Annotated in this window: 20 protein-coding genes, 1 tRNA gene and 1 pseudogene; 8 read left to right on the top strand and 14 right to left on the bottom strand. The window is 36.3% G+C overall.

The window, feature by feature from the left end; all coding sequences use genetic code 11:
• Window positions 1-68: 68 nt before the first annotated feature.
• Window positions 69-830 (top strand): MBL fold metallo-hydrolase, encoded by a 762-nt coding sequence (locus tag DLJ74_RS14600; RefSeq protein WP_109985020.1) that lies wholly within the window; start codon window positions 69-71, stop codon window positions 828-830.
• Window positions 831-941: 111 nt separating this feature from the next.
• Here DLJ74_RS14600 and DLJ74_RS14605 read toward each other — a convergent pair whose 3' ends face one another.
• The 5 genes and pseudogenes from DLJ74_RS14605 to DLJ74_RS14625 form a co-directional block, all read right to left on the bottom strand.
• Complete coding sequence (locus tag DLJ74_RS14605) at window positions 942-1,187, bottom strand: glutaredoxin family protein (RefSeq protein WP_109985021.1); 246 nt, start codon at window positions 1,185-1,187, stop codon at window positions 942-944.
• A gap of 66 nt (window positions 1,188-1,253) precedes the next feature.
• Window positions 1,254-1,856, bottom strand: coding sequence for an SAM-dependent methyltransferase (locus DLJ74_RS14610; RefSeq protein ID WP_109985022.1), 603 nt, complete (start codon window positions 1,854-1,856; stop codon window positions 1,254-1,256).
• Window positions 1,857-1,944: 88 nt separating this feature from the next.
• Window positions 1,945-3,642, bottom strand: a complete 1,698-nt coding sequence (locus DLJ74_RS14615) for an FAD-dependent oxidoreductase (protein WP_109985023.1) — start codon at window positions 3,640-3,642, stop codon at window positions 1,945-1,947.
• Window positions 3,643-3,706: 64 nt separating this feature from the next.
• Entirely contained in the window at window positions 3,707-4,081 is a 375-nt protein-coding gene (locus tag DLJ74_RS14620) for a rhodanese-like domain-containing protein (protein ID WP_054860579.1), read from the bottom strand.
• Between the two features lie 72 nt (window positions 4,082-4,153).
• Window positions 4,154-4,413: pseudogene (locus DLJ74_RS14625) on the bottom strand (metal-sensitive transcriptional regulator).
• A 740-nt stretch (window positions 4,414-5,153) separates the two neighbouring features.
• On the opposite strand from DLJ74_RS14625, the gene DLJ74_RS14630 reads away from it, so the two are divergent.
• Window positions 5,154-5,369, top strand: a complete 216-nt coding sequence (locus DLJ74_RS14630) for an SDR family oxidoreductase (RefSeq protein ID WP_245902350.1) — start codon at window positions 5,154-5,156, stop codon at window positions 5,367-5,369.
• A 474-nt stretch (window positions 5,370-5,843) separates the two neighbouring features.
• On the opposite strand, the gene DLJ74_RS14635 is transcribed toward DLJ74_RS14630, so the two are convergent.
• Window positions 5,844-5,916 (bottom strand) — tRNA-Val (locus tag DLJ74_RS14635).
• Between the two features lie 98 nt (window positions 5,917-6,014).
• The gene (locus tag DLJ74_RS14640; protein ID WP_109985024.1) at window positions 6,015-6,692 is read right to left on the bottom strand and encodes a DUF3298 and DUF4163 domain-containing protein; all 678 of its coding nucleotides are present in this window, start codon (window positions 6,690-6,692) and stop codon (window positions 6,015-6,017) included.
• A gap of 123 nt (window positions 6,693-6,815) precedes the next feature.
• Here DLJ74_RS14640 and DLJ74_RS14645 point away from each other — a divergent pair, with 123 nt between their 5' ends.
• The 3 genes from DLJ74_RS14645 to DLJ74_RS14655 all read left to right on the top strand — a co-directional run bounded on the left by DLJ74_RS14645 (window position 6,816) and on the right by DLJ74_RS14655 (window position 8,718).
• On the top strand, window positions 6,816-7,535 hold the full coding sequence (locus tag DLJ74_RS14645; RefSeq protein WP_109985025.1) for an alpha/beta hydrolase: 720 nt from the start codon (window positions 6,816-6,818) through the stop codon (window positions 7,533-7,535).
• 5 nt (window positions 7,536-7,540) lie between these two features.
• On the top strand, window positions 7,541-7,978 hold the full coding sequence (locus DLJ74_RS14650; RefSeq protein ID WP_054788660.1) for a GNAT family N-acetyltransferase: 438 nt from the start codon (window positions 7,541-7,543) through the stop codon (window positions 7,976-7,978).
• A 65-nt stretch (window positions 7,979-8,043) separates the two neighbouring features.
• Window positions 8,044-8,718, top strand: a complete 675-nt coding sequence (locus DLJ74_RS14655) for a DUF421 domain-containing protein (protein ID WP_109985026.1) — start codon at window positions 8,044-8,046, stop codon at window positions 8,716-8,718.
• A gap of 34 nt (window positions 8,719-8,752) precedes the next feature.
• Here the strand turns inward: DLJ74_RS14655 and DLJ74_RS14660 are convergent, their stop codons facing one another.
• The 3 genes from DLJ74_RS14660 to DLJ74_RS14670 all read right to left on the bottom strand — a co-directional run bounded on the left by DLJ74_RS14660 (window position 8,753) and on the right by DLJ74_RS14670 (window position 9,841).
• Window positions 8,753-9,028: a hypothetical protein gene (locus tag DLJ74_RS14660; protein ID WP_109985027.1), complete on the bottom strand. Its 276-nt coding sequence runs from the start codon at window positions 9,026-9,028 to the stop codon at window positions 8,753-8,755.
• An 84-nt stretch (window positions 9,029-9,112) separates the two neighbouring features.
• Window positions 9,113-9,358 carry a hypothetical protein gene (locus DLJ74_RS14665; protein ID WP_109985028.1) on the bottom strand — a complete coding sequence of 82 codons (246 nt, stop codon included), beginning with the start codon at window positions 9,356-9,358 and terminating at the stop codon, window positions 9,113-9,115.
• Between the two features lie 78 nt (window positions 9,359-9,436).
• Window positions 9,437-9,841, bottom strand: coding sequence for a CotO family spore coat protein (locus tag DLJ74_RS14670; protein ID WP_054860576.1), 405 nt, complete (start codon window positions 9,839-9,841; stop codon window positions 9,437-9,439).
• A gap of 176 nt (window positions 9,842-10,017) precedes the next feature.
• Between DLJ74_RS14670 and DLJ74_RS14675 the strand changes: the two genes are divergently transcribed.
• Together DLJ74_RS14675 and DLJ74_RS14680 are read left to right on the top strand one after the other, a co-directional pair.
• Window positions 10,018-10,521, top strand: coding sequence for a CotY/CotZ family spore coat protein (locus DLJ74_RS14675; protein ID WP_054788645.1), 504 nt, complete (start codon window positions 10,018-10,020; stop codon window positions 10,519-10,521).
• Between the two features lie 226 nt (window positions 10,522-10,747).
• On the top strand, window positions 10,748-12,280 hold the full coding sequence (locus DLJ74_RS14680) for a glycine betaine uptake BCCT transporter (protein WP_109985029.1): 1,533 nt from the start codon (window positions 10,748-10,750) through the stop codon (window positions 12,278-12,280).
• 46 nt (window positions 12,281-12,326) lie between these two features.
• Here DLJ74_RS14680 and DLJ74_RS14685 read toward each other — a convergent pair whose 3' ends face one another.
• The 4 genes from DLJ74_RS14685 to mgtE form a co-directional block, all read right to left on the bottom strand.
• Entirely contained in the window at window positions 12,327-12,719 is a 393-nt protein-coding gene (locus DLJ74_RS14685; protein ID WP_054860575.1) for a thiol-disulfide oxidoreductase DCC family protein, read from the bottom strand.
• 92 nt (window positions 12,720-12,811) lie between these two features.
• The gene (gene fabI, locus DLJ74_RS14690) at window positions 12,812-13,591 is read right to left on the bottom strand and encodes an enoyl-ACP reductase FabI (protein ID WP_109985030.1); all 780 of its coding nucleotides are present in this window, start codon (window positions 13,589-13,591) and stop codon (window positions 12,812-12,814) included.
• A gap of 95 nt (window positions 13,592-13,686) precedes the next feature.
• A complete protein-coding gene (locus DLJ74_RS14695) occupies window positions 13,687-15,534 on the bottom strand; it encodes a monovalent cation:proton antiporter family protein (protein WP_109985031.1) in 1,848 nt (615 codons plus the stop codon).
• A 4-nt stretch (window positions 15,535-15,538) separates the two neighbouring features.
• Window positions 15,539-16,909 carry a magnesium transporter gene (gene mgtE / locus DLJ74_RS14700; protein ID WP_109985032.1) on the bottom strand — a complete coding sequence of 457 codons (1,371 nt, stop codon included), beginning with the start codon at window positions 16,907-16,909 and terminating at the stop codon, window positions 15,539-15,541.
• Between the two features lie 314 nt (window positions 16,910-17,223).
• Here mgtE and DLJ74_RS14705 point away from each other — a divergent pair, with 314 nt between their 5' ends.
• Window positions 17,224-18,399, top strand: a complete 1,176-nt coding sequence (locus tag DLJ74_RS14705; RefSeq protein WP_109985033.1) for an FtsW/RodA/SpoVE family cell cycle protein — start codon at window positions 17,224-17,226, stop codon at window positions 18,397-18,399.
• Window positions 18,400-18,419 lie beyond the last annotated feature (20 nt).

Below are 18,419 nucleotides of genomic sequence, written 5' to 3' on the forward strand. Positions count from 1 at the left end.
GATTCACAAGTCATCGTTTAAAATATACTAAGTACGGGAAAATTTTCATAGTAAAGGAGTTGGGTAATATGAATATTCAACACATTCGTAACGCGACATTAGTTGTAGAATATGCAGGTAAAAAGTTTTTAATTGATCCAATGTTAGCAGACAAGGGGGCATATCCACCGTTCCCGAATGCACCAAGAGATGATCAGTATAATCCTTTAGTAAGTTTGCCAACTTCTATTGAAGATATTATCATAGATATTGATGCTGTCATCGTCACACACCTACATTATGATCATTGGGATGAAGCAGCTAAAGAAGCATTACCAAAAGAAATTAAACTATTCTCTCAAAATGAAGAAGATGCTGCAGAGATTCGCAACGCCGGTTTCCAAAATGTCGAGATTTTACAAGAAGACACAGTCTTCGAAGGTATTCAATTAGTTAAAACAAAGGGTGAACATGGAAGAGGAGAAATTTTAAAAGTTGCTGGTCAAGTTTGTGGTATTGTCTTCAAACATTCAACAGAAAAAACATTATATGTTGCTGGTGATACAGTGTGGTATGATGCCGTTAAGGAAGTAATGGACACACATAAACCAGAAATTATTGTGGTAAATGCTGGAGATAATCAATTCAATGAGGGCGGTTCTCTAGTAATGGGTAAAGAGGATGTCTATGAAGTGTATAAGGCTGCTTCTAACGGAAAAATTATTGCTGTTCACATGGAAGCTGTTAACCACTGGACATTATCAAGAGAAGAGTTAAAGACATTTGCTGACGAAAAAGGATTCTCCACTAATATTTCCATACCAAACGATGGAGATTCCTTCTCATTCTAATATATTTTAACAGACAGAATTGTGAAAGCATTTCTGTCTGTTTTTCATTACTATTAATAAAACAATCCAATCCACAAGTCTACGGGATTGGCGATTATTCAGAAATTGCTTTCACTTGATTAAAGCATTCCATTTTTCTAACATAAGGCCTGGATTAAACCCAAACACCCACTCTCCATTTATATTGGTCTGCGGTACTGTCAATCGAAATGTTTTGCTCACTAGTTTCACCATTGCTAATGGATTAAAATCTATATTCACTTCTTGGAAAGGTATATTCAGATTGGTGAAAAATGTTTTAACCATCGCACATACTGAACACAGTGTTGTTGTATATATTATTACTTCTTTTTTCATGTGAAATTCCTCTTTTTACTTTTAATTTAAGCTATAGGGTTACAAGCTCGCTCGTTCATGTTTAATTCATAGAGGTTTAAGCCCAGCAAACTGAATAACATGTGATAAACCATTATGAAATTCACCTTCATGTCTAACCACTTCACCTATAAAAAAGTGAATAATATGCCAATCTGAGAAGGTATCCAGAAATTCCTCCGGTCTATATAACATCCCCAAATCTTTCGGGCCACCACTTTTATAAGGAAGTTGATAATGTGAGTAAACTTCTGTTATAAAATAGCCACCTGGTTTCACTGCTTCCTTCACACCCTGAAACGTCTTTGTTCGTAATTTTTTAGGGAAATGACCAAATATACAGACTATCTCATCCCAGTTTTCTTGTTTCCAATCGACATCTTTTAGATCAATCAGCTTTGTATTTACACTTACACCTTTTGTCTTCGCTAATTTATCTGTTTTTATTAAACCTGATTCGGCATAATCCCAAGCTGTCACTATCAAGCCCTGCTCAGCTAAAAAGGCTGCATTACGCCCTTCACCTTCCGCTATGGCTAGTACCTCGTCACCAGGTAATTTCAATTTATTCTGAATTCCAGCCAAGAACTCGTTCGGTTCTGTTCCATATACATATCGATCTTGGTTAAAGCGCTCATTCCATTGGTTCATTGTTTATTCTCCCTTCAATTCAAAATTAGGATACTTAAAGAAAGAGATCCATGTCATAATCGTCTTATAGAAGGATTGCGAAATTGTATTATTTAAAGTTATATGTTGTTACAATTTTCTCTCTATCTGTTACAAGGTCATTATAATACTCGTATAGACTAATTCCTAAATAAGAACCAGATATATTAAATATGTTCGTAAATCCTAAGTTTTTTAATGCCATTACCATGTTATAGCTGCGTTGACCTGAGCGACAATGAACATATACGGCCATATCTTTTGGAATTTCATCAAGTCTGTCTCGAAATTCACTTAACGGAATATTGACAGCATTTTTCAAATGTCCAGCATTATATTCATTCTGCTCGCGCGCATCAATAATAAAGGCATTATTTTCTACTAATTCACGAACCTGAGCAACTTTGACTTCGCGGTATTTTCCATATAATTGATTAAGAGCAACCAGGGCAGCATGGTTTACCACATCCTTAGCTGTACCTAACATTGGAGAGTAGGTCAGTTCTAAATCTTTCAGGTCTTCTAATGTCCCATTCATTGTAATCATTGTTGCAATCACTTCAATACGTTTGTCGATATTCCCTTTACCAATTGCCTGTGCTCCCAAAATTCTGCCTGTTGGATTTTCATATACTAATTTAAAGTGCATCACATTACTGTTTGGCATTAATCCTACCTTATCAGCCGGCAAGATATAGACGGAATCCCAGCTGTATCCTGCTTTGTCAGCCGTTCGTACATTTAATCCAGTAGAAGCTGCGTTTAAATCAAATAAGTGAATGGAGGATGACCCAATCACTCCTAAGTTGCGGTTAGGAATGCCATAGATATGATCTGCTACAGCCCTTGCTTGTTTTTGTGCAGGCCCAGCTAAAGCAAGGAGTGCTGGCTTATGCAATAATCGATGATAGACTTCAATAGCGTCTCCTACTGCATATATATTAGAATCACTAGTTACATAGTTATGATCAACTTTGATCGCACCAGTTTCACCGATTTCAAGCCCGGCATCCTCCGCCAGCCTTGTTTCAGGCCTTACGCCGATCGCTAACACAACTGCTTGTACCATTATTTGTTTTCCAGATTGTGTTTCGATTGAACCATCATTAATCTTTGCTAAACCATCATTAACAATTAAATTCACCCCATGGTCGACCATTTCCTTGTGAAAGATTTGAGCCATGTCATAATCATATGGTGTCATAATCTGATCAGCAAATTCAATGACAGACACGTTAAGTTTAGCTAGACGGAGATTTTCCGCTACCTCAACCCCTATAAAACCTCCGCCGATTACTGCAACATCTGTCAGATCGTTCTCTTTTATATAAGCATTAAGTTGCTCGATATCCACAACATTTCGTACTGTAAATACGTTCTTATTGTGAATGCCTTCAATTGATCCAGGTCGAATTGGTGCTGCACCAGGGGAAAGAATTAGCTTATCATACCCTTCTTCGTAAGTGTTACCAGTTACAGCGTCCTTAACCATAATTGTTCTTTTTTCACGATTAATGTTGATTACTTCACTATTTACCCTTGCTTCGATATTAAACCGTTTTTTAAAAGTCTCTGGAGTCGATAATACAAGAGATTTACTATCTTCCACCATTCCACTTAAATGATAAGGTAACGAACAGTTAGAAAAAGACACATGTGGGCCTTTCTCAAACATAATAATCTCTGCATTCTCGTCTAATCTTCTCAGTCTTGCAGCAGCAGATGCTCCCCCAGCTACACCGCCAACAATTAAAATTTTATTTGTCATATTGCACATCTCCTTTATTTATATATTTTACTTAAATCACCAAAAGAAAATCGTTCATATGCTTCTATTTCTCATTACCTTGCCATGCAAGCATGCCGCCACGTACATTAGTTACTTTTGCACAGCCAGATTTTTTTAGTATTTTAGATGCCTGCTTGCTTCTCATCCCGCTTTGACAAATCACAATTACTTCTTTTTCCTTAGAGATTTCCTTTGTAGCTCTTTGAGCCAGTTGGTCAAGAGGAATATTTTTGAAGCTTTTTATATGTTTTCTTTTAAACTCAACAGGTGTGCGCACATCAATAAATTGCTTGTGCTTTTTATTTAGTTCTGTTTTCAATTCTGTTGTGGAAATATTGTTCACACCTTTTATTGGCAGGAACCCTCGCAACAGAAAAAATAACAAAATTGCAAGAACAACGTAGTATATATATTCCATTTGTTAATCTCCTTTTTAAATTACCCCTATAGGTATACACGTGTTTCAAAAAAATGAAGAGAATACCCAAATCTATCTAATTTTCACAAGTAAGTTTACAGCTTGGTTTACTAATTCATCTGTATTTTTCCTTTTTTATCAGCATCCCGAACACACTCTATTAAATTGGAACTGACAATTAAATCAATGGTTCGGTCAAGGGCAGTTCTTGATGCAGATAATTGCGTAATCACTTCTATACAGTCCTGGTTCTCCCCCATCATTCTTAATATCTCTCTCAGCTGCCCTTCATTTCGTTTTATTCTATTTTTGATATGATCGCTATCATCCATTTATTTTTGCCTCCTTCATCAGACAATTGTTTTCCACAACCATAATATACCTATACGGGTATTTTATCAACTGAAACTACTTAGATCATTTTGATTGATGCATATCTGAAATATTTAACATTTAGTCAAATCCTTTCATAATGAAAGTCAAACCGTTGATGTAAATGATATCCTTCGTCAGATTAATGCGTAATTATTTTTAAAAACGCCTAAACAAATTGGCCCTTTTTGGATCTTTTTTATCCAGTTATTCTTAATAAAAGTTTTTATTAAACTACATACTATGGAGGTTAGACAATTGGAAGTACATAATATTGGGTGAAGAACGAGCAATCAAACCTTTTGTGATTGAACGCAATAACTGGATATTAGCAATACTCCAAAGGACCTACTTTTGTGTTAGTGAATTGAATATATCATCAAAAACGATATCCTCTATGTAAAACCTCGATATTTTGGAAACAGGCTTTGGTATTTCTGTTTCATCAGCAAAATTAGAAAAAAATGGCCTTGTTCAGGGGAACATCATTAATGTTAATCAAACTTGAAGAATTTTTGGAAGATTTAAGTAAATATGTGAGCTATAAATTATCAATTATTATTAATAATAAAAAGTGAACAAAACAACAGTACACTTTATCAAAATTCTGAAGAGCTATAGTATATAAGGTAGTGATTGTGAATAAGGAGGTTATTATAATGACAAATCAAATGAAGCGTTTTGAAACAAGGTGGCGCTAGTGACAGGAGGACGTTCGGGGATTGGACGGGCCATTGCTCGCCGGTTACGTGACGAAGGAGCGACTGTGATCACCGCGCAACGCGGGGAAGACGAGGATTTTGAATCAACCGTGGCAGATTTCTCCAATCCGCATACACCGGAGCAGATTGTTAAAGAAGTCATCGTCCAAATAACTGGCATTTCATACATAAATAAAATGCGGAAATTTATATAATACTATTGCGCAGTATATTTGCAAACTCTGTGAAAAGAATATACGCAAAGTAGTGATTTGTTGACTTAAATCTAAAAGGTTCATATTAGGCAATAGTGTCTAGGCCTTTCTATTATATGGTCCATTTGGTGGACAACATTAATTATTTTTATATGTGTTGATAGTTTAAAAAATACTATGACAAAGTATTTTGCGGTCAACTTTAAAAAAGATTACCAAGTTAATTACCAAATAACATCGATTATGATACTAGATATTCAAAAAATGACAAACTTTGATTGAAATGTAATTGCTTAAGAAGAAAGAATGTATAGCTTTAGTGTCCATAGTTCACCAAGAAATGCTCAAATCACTAATACAATAGTTATTCAATTAGAAACCATATAAAATAATGAGGCTATTGGAAAATGTGTTTTGTAAATAAGTAAGTCTGTACCTCTTGATATAAAAGGGATACAGACTCCTGTTCTAGTATGATTCCGATTGGGCTCGAACCAACGACCTCCACCCTGTCAAGGTGGCGCTCTCCCAGCTGAGCTACGGAATCATGATATGTAACTGTATTATAACTATAGGGAATTATTCTTATTTTGTCAATTAACTCTGCCTTACTTTATTTGCGAAATAAAAACCTGATCCAGAGAATCAGGTTTCTTCATATATTTCACTTGGGATAACAATTTCTTGATTGCCTGAGACATAAGGGGCAATTTCGTATTGCTGAAATACTAATGTGATGCCCTGATTATTAAAATAAAATGCTGTCTGTTTTCCTAATTGTATATCCTCTTTTTTAAGATCTGGGTAGAAGATTTCCGGACGTTCAATTGCGTATTCCCAAACATAATCGGTAACAGCTTTAATCTGTTCATCTGTTGTCAGAATATCAGTTAGATAAACCCTTTTACCTGTCTCTACATTATAATTAAAGGACTCAACAGTTGTGTTGCCATGGGCTCCACCACTAAAGATATATTTACTCATTAAGATACTAAGCCTTGGGAGTTGATTATATTTCACTTCAAATTCTGTCTGAAAATCTGCTGCAAACCCATGCTTTTCAGCTTGTTTTTCATTTTCTTTATATTCCTTATAGGCTTTCTTAATATAGTTTGTAAAATCTTGATTTATCCTTTTTTCCATCTTTTTATCAGTAACATCACTTACTTGAGGATATTTTAGTTGTTCGTTATTTTTATAATATTCAGCTTGAACGGTGGCTGTTTTTCCTGTTGATTCATTAGCATTTACCGCTAATCCAGTAACACTAAACAGGACAAGAAATATCGATAAATAGATGGCAGTTGTTTTTTTCCAATTCATTCGTTGACACACCTTCCTTTTTCATTAGGTTGCACATATTGAACCGTTTCATGCAAATTTCTTCTCTTTTCGAGCAATTATGATACACTTTTTAAAAAGTACTGTTTATATGGGGGAAATAGAATGAAGCGTAAAGGAAAAATGGAGGATTTAGTGATTGATAGTCAATATTTACAGGAAGCTCTAACGGTTAAAATTTACGTTCCAGAGGGATTTTCACCTTTTCATGATTACCAGCTATGTATCATGCAGGACGGTGATGATTATTTCCGAATCGGACGTATAGCAACATTAAGTGATCAGCTTCATGCTTCAATGGAGATTGAGCCAACTATTTTTGTTGGCATTCATTATCAGGATCGATATGATAGATTGGATAAATATCATCCTGACGGGAAACTACAAAAGAAGTATATCGATTTCCTAATCCGTGAGGTAATACCATCACTTGAGGAAAAGTTACATATAACCCCTCTTTCCTATACATTGATGGGAGATTCACTTGCTGGTACGTTAGCCTTTATGATTGCAAGTAGTTATCCTAGTACGATCAATAAAGTGGTTATGCAATCCCCTTTTGTCAATGAAACGGTATTAAAAAAAATTCGTGAAACCAATCAACTTCAGGGACTAAAGGTATATCACTCCGTCGGTACAGAAGAAACAGATGTAAAGATAACGACTGGGGAGGTGCTGGATTTTTTAGCTGAGAATCGTACCTTTCAGCATTTATTAGCTAAAAAAGTATCGAATTATACTTATGAGGAATTTAATGGTGATCATACATGGACATATTGGCAACAGGACTTACGCAAAATACTAATACATATATTGGGAGAGTGAAGGAATTGGAAATCAAAATAGTACAAACAGATGAGCAGCTTCAAGATGCTTATCAAGTGCGGAAAGAAGTATTTGTCGAGGAACAGAACGTACCAGTTGAATTGGAAATTGATGAACTAGAAAAAATGGCCACTCATTTCGTTGGTTACAGTGAAGGCAAACCTATTGCAGCAAGCCGGATTCGCTTTCAAAATGATTATGGTAAAATGGAACGGATTTGTATACGAAAGGACTTTCGTGGAAAGGGCTACGGAAAAGACATTTTATTGTTTATGGAAAATTATGCAAAAGAAAATGGTTTGAATAAGGCAAAATTACACGGACAGATTCAAGCAGAAAAGTTTTATCAAAAACTTGGGTATAAAACCGTATCAGACCAATTCATGGATGCAGGAATACCTCATGTCGAAATGATCAAAAGCCTTACCGAATGGAATAGATAGGTATGTATACTTCCTAAATTGGCTATCCTATTGTTAGATTAAAGATAAAGGCAGGGATAAGCCTAATGGAGTATGGTGCCATTTTACTGGAAACCTTTTTTGGGTTCATTATCTTATTTATTTTAGCTAAAAGCCTTGGAAAAACACAAATTAAGCAATTAACCGCCTTTGACTTCATTTCTGCTTTAATTTTGGGAGAATTAGTTGGAAATGGTTTATATGATAAAGAGGTCGGCATTCTCCACATGGGTTTTGCCGTTATTTTATGGGGAGTTTTGCTTTATGTAACAGAGATCATTACCCAAAAATATAAAAAGTCTCGTTCATTATTAGAGGGTAGCCCCTCGATCATGATTCATAAAGGAAAAATACAGCGCGAGCAAATGAGGAAAGCAAAATTAGATATGAACCAGCTCTTGCATTTACTTCGCTCCAAAGGGGTATTTTCCGTTAAAGAAGTCGAATATGCTATTTTGGAAACAGATGGGACGGTATCTGTATTGAAGAAGACAAATTATCAGTCACCTGTCCGTAAAGACTTCAATCTTCCTTTAGAAAGTGTTGCCCTTACGTTTATGATCATTAATGACGGGGAAATTCTTTATGATAACCTCTCCGAGATTGGCTATGACAAAGCTTGGCTGGAGGAAGAATTAAAAAAAGAAGAAGTGTATTCGATACGAGATGTATTTTATGCAGAATATGATAAAAATAACGGACTGTATATTCAAGGATTCTAGAAAACAAATATAGCCAGACATCACGGATGTCTGGCTATACTTTTGCAATGAATTGACGACCCTTTCCCGTCATTTTTGCATATATCTGATTGTTTATCGATTTCATGTATTCTAAATCCTTTTGCTCTTGTTTTACTCTCGCTTTTTTTAGTAATGCTTGTTCTACATCCTTTTCGCGAAGTCGGTCATAATTACTGTCAAGTTGAATTGGGTATAGTCTTTCAATTGGAAAAGGATCACGTTCTCTTTTCGTCACTCGCTGTTGGTACTGTTGATATTGATAATTCTCAACTGGAATAACATACCCCATCGAAAACCCTCCCCCATTCACACCATTTTAAAACTATACCCATATATTCGTTTTCTTAAACATCTATTTGGCTGTTTATCCGCATTATAACCAGGAAAAAGGTGGGCGATCGTCACGATCCTTGTGATCATCATGCTCCTCATGATCGTGTCTCTCATCTCTCTCTTCTCTCACATCATCATTGTCATGATGGTGTTCACGCTCATCCGCTTGAGGTTCCTGCCTAGCACCCCCGAATAAAGGATCGCGATGACGTGTTGGTTCGATTCGGACATTATCTGCTTTAATAACCAAATCTTTTACATAAATCACTTTTTTCTTTTCTGACAATTTGTTTCACTCCCTTTTACCCAAAATCATTATCGATATATCCTATGCAGCTTTACCTATTGGGTGTCACACTCCTATTTAGAAGCCAATAAGGTTTATTTCCGTAATCTGCTCAATAGGAACAGAAATTTCTTCCTCTTTACTGACAGTTTGGACTAGTGCCATATTACTTTTACTACCTAGAATATATCCATAGTATTTTTTTCTTTCTGTTATGATTTCACATCTTACTCTTGGTAAGTATGAAGGTATTCTTGAAAAGTGTTCTATCTTCTCCAATATTGTCATATCTTTAAATCGTTTTTTAGAAGAACTTCTATCTTCCACTATTTCTTCACCATGATCCTCTGTAGACATTTCGTCACTATCATTCAATGGATGCTTTGCATGATAAAAGCTTTGCATTTTACGATCGGGCTTTGTTAATTTTGGCTGGTGTAAATATAACTTAGGTTCTTGGTTATTACTTTTAATGGAACTCACTGTCCATTCCTCCCTATCTCACCAATTCATATATTAATCATATGTGAAGAGCCCAATAAATGTGCGAGAAGAATGAAATTTACCTACAAAATAGAGACATTCGTCCATACACATTCGCTAATTCTCCATAGATTATTATTGTTAAGGAAATCTTATAAAAAGGAGTGTAGTAATTTATGGGAAAACACCACGATAGCTGTAATGATAACGAAGTAGGTGGCATCCAAAGCGGAAATTGTGTCTGTGACGTTGTTCGTACAATCGCTGATGCTCAAGATGACGTAGCAGATAGAACTTGTGATGTTAGCTGCGTACGTTCAATAAGAAGCCTTGTCTCTCCTGTAACTACAAATGGTTTAGACACTGTACCATTTATCCTATATGGAAAAGATCATAAACCATTTAAAGGATTTGGTGCGGAATTCAAATCCCACGGAAATGGTCCAGCAAAATTTGACTGTGTGGAGAGCTTTATCTTCCGTGTAAAAGAAGTCGGAGATGACTGCTGTGCTGTATTAGAATTGTTAGTATTCGACAATGAGCATGATGCTTGCCACGATCCTTGTGAGCAAATCAACAAAGAGGAAGTAGCAGATCTTGAACGTACTGGAATTTGTATCACAGTAGATCTTAACTGCTTCTGTGCAATCACTTGTTTACCAGCTGTATCTTTATTCTAAATGAACCCTTTTCTCTGATTAGAGGACTGCTGCCTAGCAGTCCTTTTTCTATTGCCAATGAGATGGTTTATTTCCAATATATAAGGGAAACATATCCATATCATTTGCATTTATGCCATATCATCTGTTAAAATTCGTCTTTGTATGTGAAATGCGGATACTCCAATAAGGAATTGGAGAATATAGTCTTATATTTATCAAACTTAATATCAGAAAGGATGGTTGTGTGCGAAAAACGACTAAAGTATTTTACATTTCTTTAATCATATCATTATTATTTATCATTTGGGGTATCGTCCCAAAGGAAGTTTGGCCAACTTGGAATCTAGCAAGCATTACTACTAATATTCAAGGATTTTTAGTAACACGCTTTGGATGGTTTTACTTACTCGTTGCAACCACATTTTTAATCTTCGCGATCTTCTTAATTGTCTCAAAATACGGAAATATCGTTCTCGGAAAAGATGGCGATAAGCCGGAATATAATTTCATAACATGGTTTGCTATGTTATTCAGTGCCGGTATGGGGATTGGACTTGTCTTCTGGGGAGCTGCAGAACCTATTTCTCATTTAACTGCTCCACCATATGCGACAGAATCTGAAGCAGAAGCAGCAAGAGTAGCAATGCAATATAGTTTTTTCCACTGGGGCTTCCACCCATGGGCTGTTTATGCAACACTCGCTTTAGCGCTTGCTTATTTCCAGTTTAGAAAGGACGAGCCTGGACTTATAAGTAGTACACTTAAGCCATTATATGGTGATAAAATGAATGGTGGTTTAGGTACTCTCATTAATGTCATTGCCGTATTTGCAACGGTATTCGGTGTCGCAACGTCACTAGGTTTAGGGGCACAGCAAATTGGAAGTGGTATTGAATTTTTAACTGGAAATGTTGTGAATAATATAACACTTCAATTAATTATTATCGGTGTCGTGACAGTCTTATATATGTCATCAGCGCTTACTGGTCTAAACAAAGGAATCAAATACTTAAGTAATACTAATATTGTCTTAGCTGTGTTGTTAATGCTTTTCGTTTTGTTCACAGGTCCGACGAACTTTATTATGAACTTTTTCACCACAACATTAGGCTCCTATTTAGCCAACTTACCTGAAATGAGTTTTCGAATGGCTCCGTTTAATGAGGATAATGCTACATGGTTAGAGGGATGGACCATATTTTACTGGGCATGGTGGATTGCATGGGCACCGTTTGTCGGTATGTTTATTGCAAGGGTATCTCGTGGTCGTACTGTACGTGAATTCGTGCTAGGGGTACTCCTTGTTCCAACCATTTTTAGTGCATTATGGTTTAGTGTATTCGGTGGATCCTCTATTTCTTTACAAATGAATAACGGAATCGATGTTTCTGGTGTAATGGATGATTCAGGTACAGAAGCCGCTTTATTTACTGTATTAGAGAACTTTCCATTAGCTACCATTACCATTACTTTAGCTGTACTCTTAATAAGTACGTTCTTTATCACCTCTGCCGACTCTGCGACATTTGTTCTTGGTATGCAAACAACAAATGGAGATTTAAATCCTGACGTAAGAATTAAGGTTGCATGGGGAGTTGTCCAATCAGGTACTGCGGCCGTATTATTATGGCAAGGTGGCTTAGAAGCCCTTCAAACAGCGTCTATAATAGCCGCATTCCCATTTGCCATTATATTGATCCTTGTGGTCATCTCCGTCTTCAAAGCTTTTCAAGAAGAAGGTAGAAACTATACATTGAAACGAAAAAAGGCAGAATAGCTCATCAAAAATCCCCATTACTGCAAGAATTGCAATAATGGGGGTTTTAATCTAAAAATCGTTGCTTATCTTCTGGGTTTGGTATCATACAGGAGGTCCTTTTCCCAAACCATCTATAGCGGTTTTTGGCCACGATTTGATAAATTTTATCTCTAATGGGCTTTGGAATTATCAGTAGTACATAGAGTCCTTTGTACAATCCTTTTAACTCTTTTGCAATCCGAAGAGCAGCGGTTGATTTGGTATAAGCTTTTTCCTCGTCTATTAATACGATACTGTCAATATGATGTGGGATATGATAATCTTTTTTAAACTGCTCACCTATCTTACTTTGTAATGAGGCAAACTGAAACTTTTGTTTTGGATCATGCTTAATAATAAATTGAACACTGTGATTACAAAAGTTACATACACCATCGAATAGTATCACTTTCTTCACTGCTTCCCCTCCCTATCTTTAACCTATCATAGTCTGAAGCTTTCTTAAAGAAAAAATCCCCAAACCAAATGTTCGAGGATTTTCCACTTATATTAGGATAAACCTAAAGTATTGTAGCCAGAATCGACATGAATCGTTTCACCTGTTACTCCACGTGAAAGATCACTTAACAAATAATAAGCAGTATCCCCTACTTCCTCTTGGGTAACCGTACGTCGTAATGGGGCTTCTTCTTCGATTTTTTTCAATACACTGTTGAAATCTCCAATCCCTTTTGCCGAGAGTGTACGGATTGGTCCAGCAGATATGGCATTAACGCGAATTCCTTTTTTACCAAGGTCGTTTGCTAAATATTTCATACTTGCATCAAGACTTGCTTTAGCCACACCCATCACATTGTAATTTTTAACCACTCTTTCTCCACCTAAATAAGTCATTGTTACAATGCCTCCACCATCAGTCATTAATGGGGCAGCTTCTCGTGCAACTGCAACCAAGGAATAAGCACTAATATTGTGTGCTAGTAAGTATCCATCTCTACTAGTGTCAATAAAATCTCCCTGTAGATCCTCCTTATTTGCAAAAGCAATGCAATGAGCTAGTCCATGAATCGTGCCAACATCTTGTTTCATTTCTTGAAAAGTTTTTGCCACTGCCTGATCGTCCGTTACATCACATTCATAGAACAGTGCATCTTGACCTTCTAATGTAGAGACAAGGTCCTTCACAGGCTGTTCAAAGCGATCATTGGCATAAGTGAAAATAAGTCGAGCACCAGCAGCATGTAAGGACTTCGCAATCCCCCATGCAATACTTCTTTTGTTTGCGACACCCATTACAACATAAGTACGCCCCTCTAAGGAAAAATTCATCATAAAGCCTCCTCATCCATTTATTACTTATTATTAGTACCTACTAATATTTTATCTGAATCGCACCTATTACTCAAATATAAGAAGACTACCAGCTATACATATTCCAATAAGTCTTGTAATTCTTCTACATATTCCTGCGAGCCTGTAACAATAATTCGGTCTCCATACAGAAGCTCGGTATCTCCATGAGGGACAATCGAATCCTTCCCGCGGAAAATACGTACGATGATAGCATCACCTGTAAATGGAAATTCCCGTAAGAACACACCTTCATATTGTGTATTATTCATATTAATTTCATATAAAGCATGCTCTTGTCCTGTCAAAATATCTACTACACTTGGTGATTCTATTAATGCTTTCAGCAATGTTTTCGTGGACATTAACACGGAAAAGACATCTACACCTATTTCCTTCAAACGTTTTTCCACATCTGGTCTTTCGATTCTAGCGATAACTCGCTCCACACCAGCTTCTTTTGCAAATCTTGCAATTTGCTCATTTCTCTCTTCTTCTCCTGTCGAAACAACCACAATATCATGGTCAAACACCCCGGCAGAGGCTAATGTATTCAATTCATAATTATCTACATGATGAATATCAAAGATAGAGCGTGTACCGTTATTATTTTCTTCAAGTTTATCCTGTTTCGTATGGTAAAGATATGTTTCAAAATCTTTTGGTTCTAATTCTCGTAAGACTGGAATCGTAGCTTGGTTAACCCCAACGAATGAAACCGTCTGTTGATATTCTACTTCTTCTTTATTTTCATAATACTTCTTAAAGAAGGATGGGGTAATGATACAAGATAGGACAGCAACCATAATTAAGGCACTATGCATCTCACTAGTAATAACTTCTAGCCTTTCACCAATAGTTGCAGCAGCAATCACTAATGACAACGTAGAAGTTAATAGCATACTTGCTGCAAATACCGTTTTCGTATCATACCACTTTTTCAATATGGCGATTGGCAATACCTTTGAAATTAACAAGGCAATAAAGAGTAATGGTATTAATGCCAACACCTTAGGTTCATCAAACAATGCTCGTAAATCTAAGTCGACCCCTACCATAACAAAAAATATCGGAATAAGAAATCCGTACCCAAAGCTGTCTAGCTTTTGAACGAGATCTTGATTTGGCGCTAATAAGGAAACCAGTGCTCCAGCAATAAACGCACCTAATATATTCTCTGCTCCTACAGACTCTGACAAGGCAACTAGAAATATAATTAAAGTAAAGACTGCCCTTGTACCTATTTGGATCGTTCCTTTTGACATGGCTTCAATGAATGACTGGTTTCTAAAATATTTACCAACAAAATAAAGCACAAGTCCGACACCAAACAAGATTAATAACAACCACATATTTCCTGCTTCTTCTCCAAAGAAGGAAACAAACACTGCCAGTAAAATCATTGTTGCTAAATCGGCAATCACTGCTATCAGCAGGATAGTTTGTCCAACAGTTGTTTGCATTGCTTGTGTTTCTTTTAATGTTGGTACAACTACACCTAATGAGATTGTGGAAATGATCAATGTCATTAAATAAATATTGTCGATAAAACCAAACAATACAAACAAATAGGACAAACCAAATGACAGTACTAATATCCCTACAAAAATTAAACTAGCAATTAAAACAGGGTTCGGGATGGTGTTCTCTGTTTTCTTTCTATTTTTACTCGAGAAAAGGGTAAAATCTATTTCTAATCCACTTAAGAACATCAGGAAGATAAATCCTAATGTGGACAATGTCTCTAGCCAACTACTTTCTGCAACTAAGTCCAATCCGGTGTTACCAATAATAATCCCAACGATGATCTCTGCAACGACGACAGGTATCATCTTTAGTCGAAATCGATGTAATAGGATTGGTGTTAAAAAAGCTGCAATGATCACAATCAAAAGAGAAGTGATTGATCCTCCATGCTCCATTCATTCATCCCCCTATCAATAAATCCATAAATACTGTTGCCAAACCAAAGTAAATCAACATCGATATAATGTCGTTTAATGTCGTAATAAAAGGACCTGATGCAACTGCAGGGTCTATATTAAAACGGTCCATCACGATTGGAACGAAGGCACCTGCAATGGTTGCAACAAAGAGGGTAGCCATAATCGAAATCCCGACAAGGATACCTAAATAAAGATCTCCATACCAGAAGCCGACAATACCAGTGATTAGGATACCACAGACTGTTCCTGTTATAATCCCTGTTTTTGCCTCTTGCCAAATGACAGTTGCTTTCCCAATTTTATTCATATCACCTGTTGAAATGCTGCGTACTGCTACCGCTAGTGCTTGTGTCCCAGTGTTACCGGCCATACCAGCAATAACAGGAATAAACACAGCTAATAAGGCTACTTTATCTAGTGCTTCTTCAAAACGACCAATAATACTAGCAGTAAACATACCGAGGAAAAGTAATACAATCAGCCAAGGTAATCTTTTCTTAGCAGATTGTATTGCTGTATCTCCAAAACGTTCTACTTCAGAGATACCGGCTAGCTTGGAATAATCATCACTAGCCTCTTCTTCCATGACATCCATAATATCGTCAACTGTAATGATCCCTAATAAATGATTTTGAAAGTCGACAACTGGCAAGGCAAGAAAGTCATAATCTCTCATCATTTGAGCGATTTCTTCTTGATCCTCTCCAACAGGAACAGAGACTACGCGCTCACTCATTACCTCTTGAATAAGCCAGTCCCCTTCTGCAATAATTAAATCTCTTAAAGATATAACACCTACTAGCTTTTTATCAGAATCTACCACATAGATGTAATAAATCGTCTCAGCATCTGGTGCTTCCTTTCGCAGATGTCTCATTGCTTCCTTTACGGTCATCTGGTGGTGAATAACAACAAATTCTGTTGTCATGATACTACCAGCCGTTTTTTCTTCATAGTGGAGCAATTCTTTTATTTCTTCTGACTCTTCCTTATCCATAATAGTAAGGAAGCTTGCCACTTTATTTTTGTCTAATTCATTTAGAATATCGACGGCATCATCTGTAGACATTTCTTCTAATATCTTGGCAGCAAACGCTGGTACCATCTCAATAATAAACTCGTTAACTAAATCACGATCCACATGCTCGATAACATCAGCCATTTCGTTTGGAGATAGATACGTGTAAATGAGAAAACGAATATCTTCTTCTTGCTCCTCAAATATTCTCGCTTGATCATATGGATGTAATTCTAAAAATTCAGCCCTAAATTGATCAATTTGTTCATTTAGTAGGGCCTTTTGTATTTTCTCCCAAACTCGCTGTCTCTCTTGTTGTTCTAAATGCTCCATCACACTACCTCCTAACGCTGCAAAAATCCTCTATGACGTCTCGATCTTTTGCCTGAAGCAAAAATAATCATTTTCTGTTTTTAAAAGAATAACATATCCTTCAACCAATTGCGCCAATTTTACACTATTTTTTCAAAAACTTATCTAAATTTGTCTTATACGTTTGCTAGTCTCTATCAGAGGTGGCTTGCGGACAACTAACACGATGATAAAAGAAAAATCGGGCATATTTTTCATTTTTGTTTCTCAAATTACACATTTTCCACTATACTAGGAAGAGACAATAATTTACGAAAGAGGTATGGTTCTGGTTTATGGATCAACAAAATTATAATTCAAAAATTGATTATACACTTATCTTCATTATTATATTATTAGCGATCATTAGCATTTTCACGTTATATACATTAAATCCCTTCCTTGATCAGTCGTATTATATTCAACAAATTGTTTGGTATATTGCTGGTTCTATGGCAATTGCCGTAATTATGATATTCGATTATGACCGTTTCAGACAAATATCATGGATTCTATATGGATTAGGTGTCATCGCCTTATTAATGTTATTTTTTCATTTCCCACCAGGTATTGCGAAATCCGTTAATGGAGCATGGGGTTGGTTTCAAATTCCTGGCTTTGGTTCACTCCAACCAGCCGAATTTATGAAGGTGTTCTTAATTATTTTTCTTGCCCATATCATGGTGACACATAATGAAAAATATCCAGAGCATACCGTGAAAATGGATTTGTGGTTACTAGTTAAAATAGGCATTGCAGCAGTTATCCCTATTTTTTTCTTAGTAAAACAGCCTGACTTAGGTGGTGTACTCGTCCTAATCGCCATTACTGCATGTATGATTCTCGTTTCAGGTATCAAATGGAGAATCATTCTATCCATCCTTGGAGGTATTATCATTGCAGGCTGTATAGTGGTTATTTTATATATTAGTTTTCCCGAACAGACTGAAACATTTTTGGAAAGTACTGGACTAGATCACGTCGAAGGACGGTTTAATGCATGGCTCAACACTGATGAAAATACTCAAGGGGATGCTTATCAGCTTATTCGTGCCATGCTAGCAATTGGTTCTGGTCAGTTGACAGGGAAAGGAATTGGCGGCTTTGAAGTATCTCAAGATATTCCAGAATTTCATACAGATATGATTTTCACTTCCATCGCTGAGCAATTTGGATTTTTTGGTTCTAGTATTGTTATTACCATTTATTTCTTATTGATTTATCGTCTTATTCATATTGCAATTAAATCTAAGGATCCCTTTGGAAGCTATATGATCACAGGAATTATTGGAATGTTTGCCTTTCAGATTTTTCAAAATATCGGGATGTCCGTAAAACTACTTCCAATCACTGGATTGCCACTACCTTTTATTAGCTACGGTGGGAGCTCTACATTAACCTATATGATAGCAATTGGAATTGTTTTGAACATTTATTACCGTATAAAAACCTACATGTTTGATGAATCCTAACAATACTTATAACAAGTGAA

The sequence above is a fragment of the Gracilibacillus dipsosauri genome (assembly GCF_003176895.1).
Lineage (GTDB): Bacteria > Bacillota > Bacilli > Bacillales > Amphibacillaceae > Gracilibacillus > Gracilibacillus dipsosauri.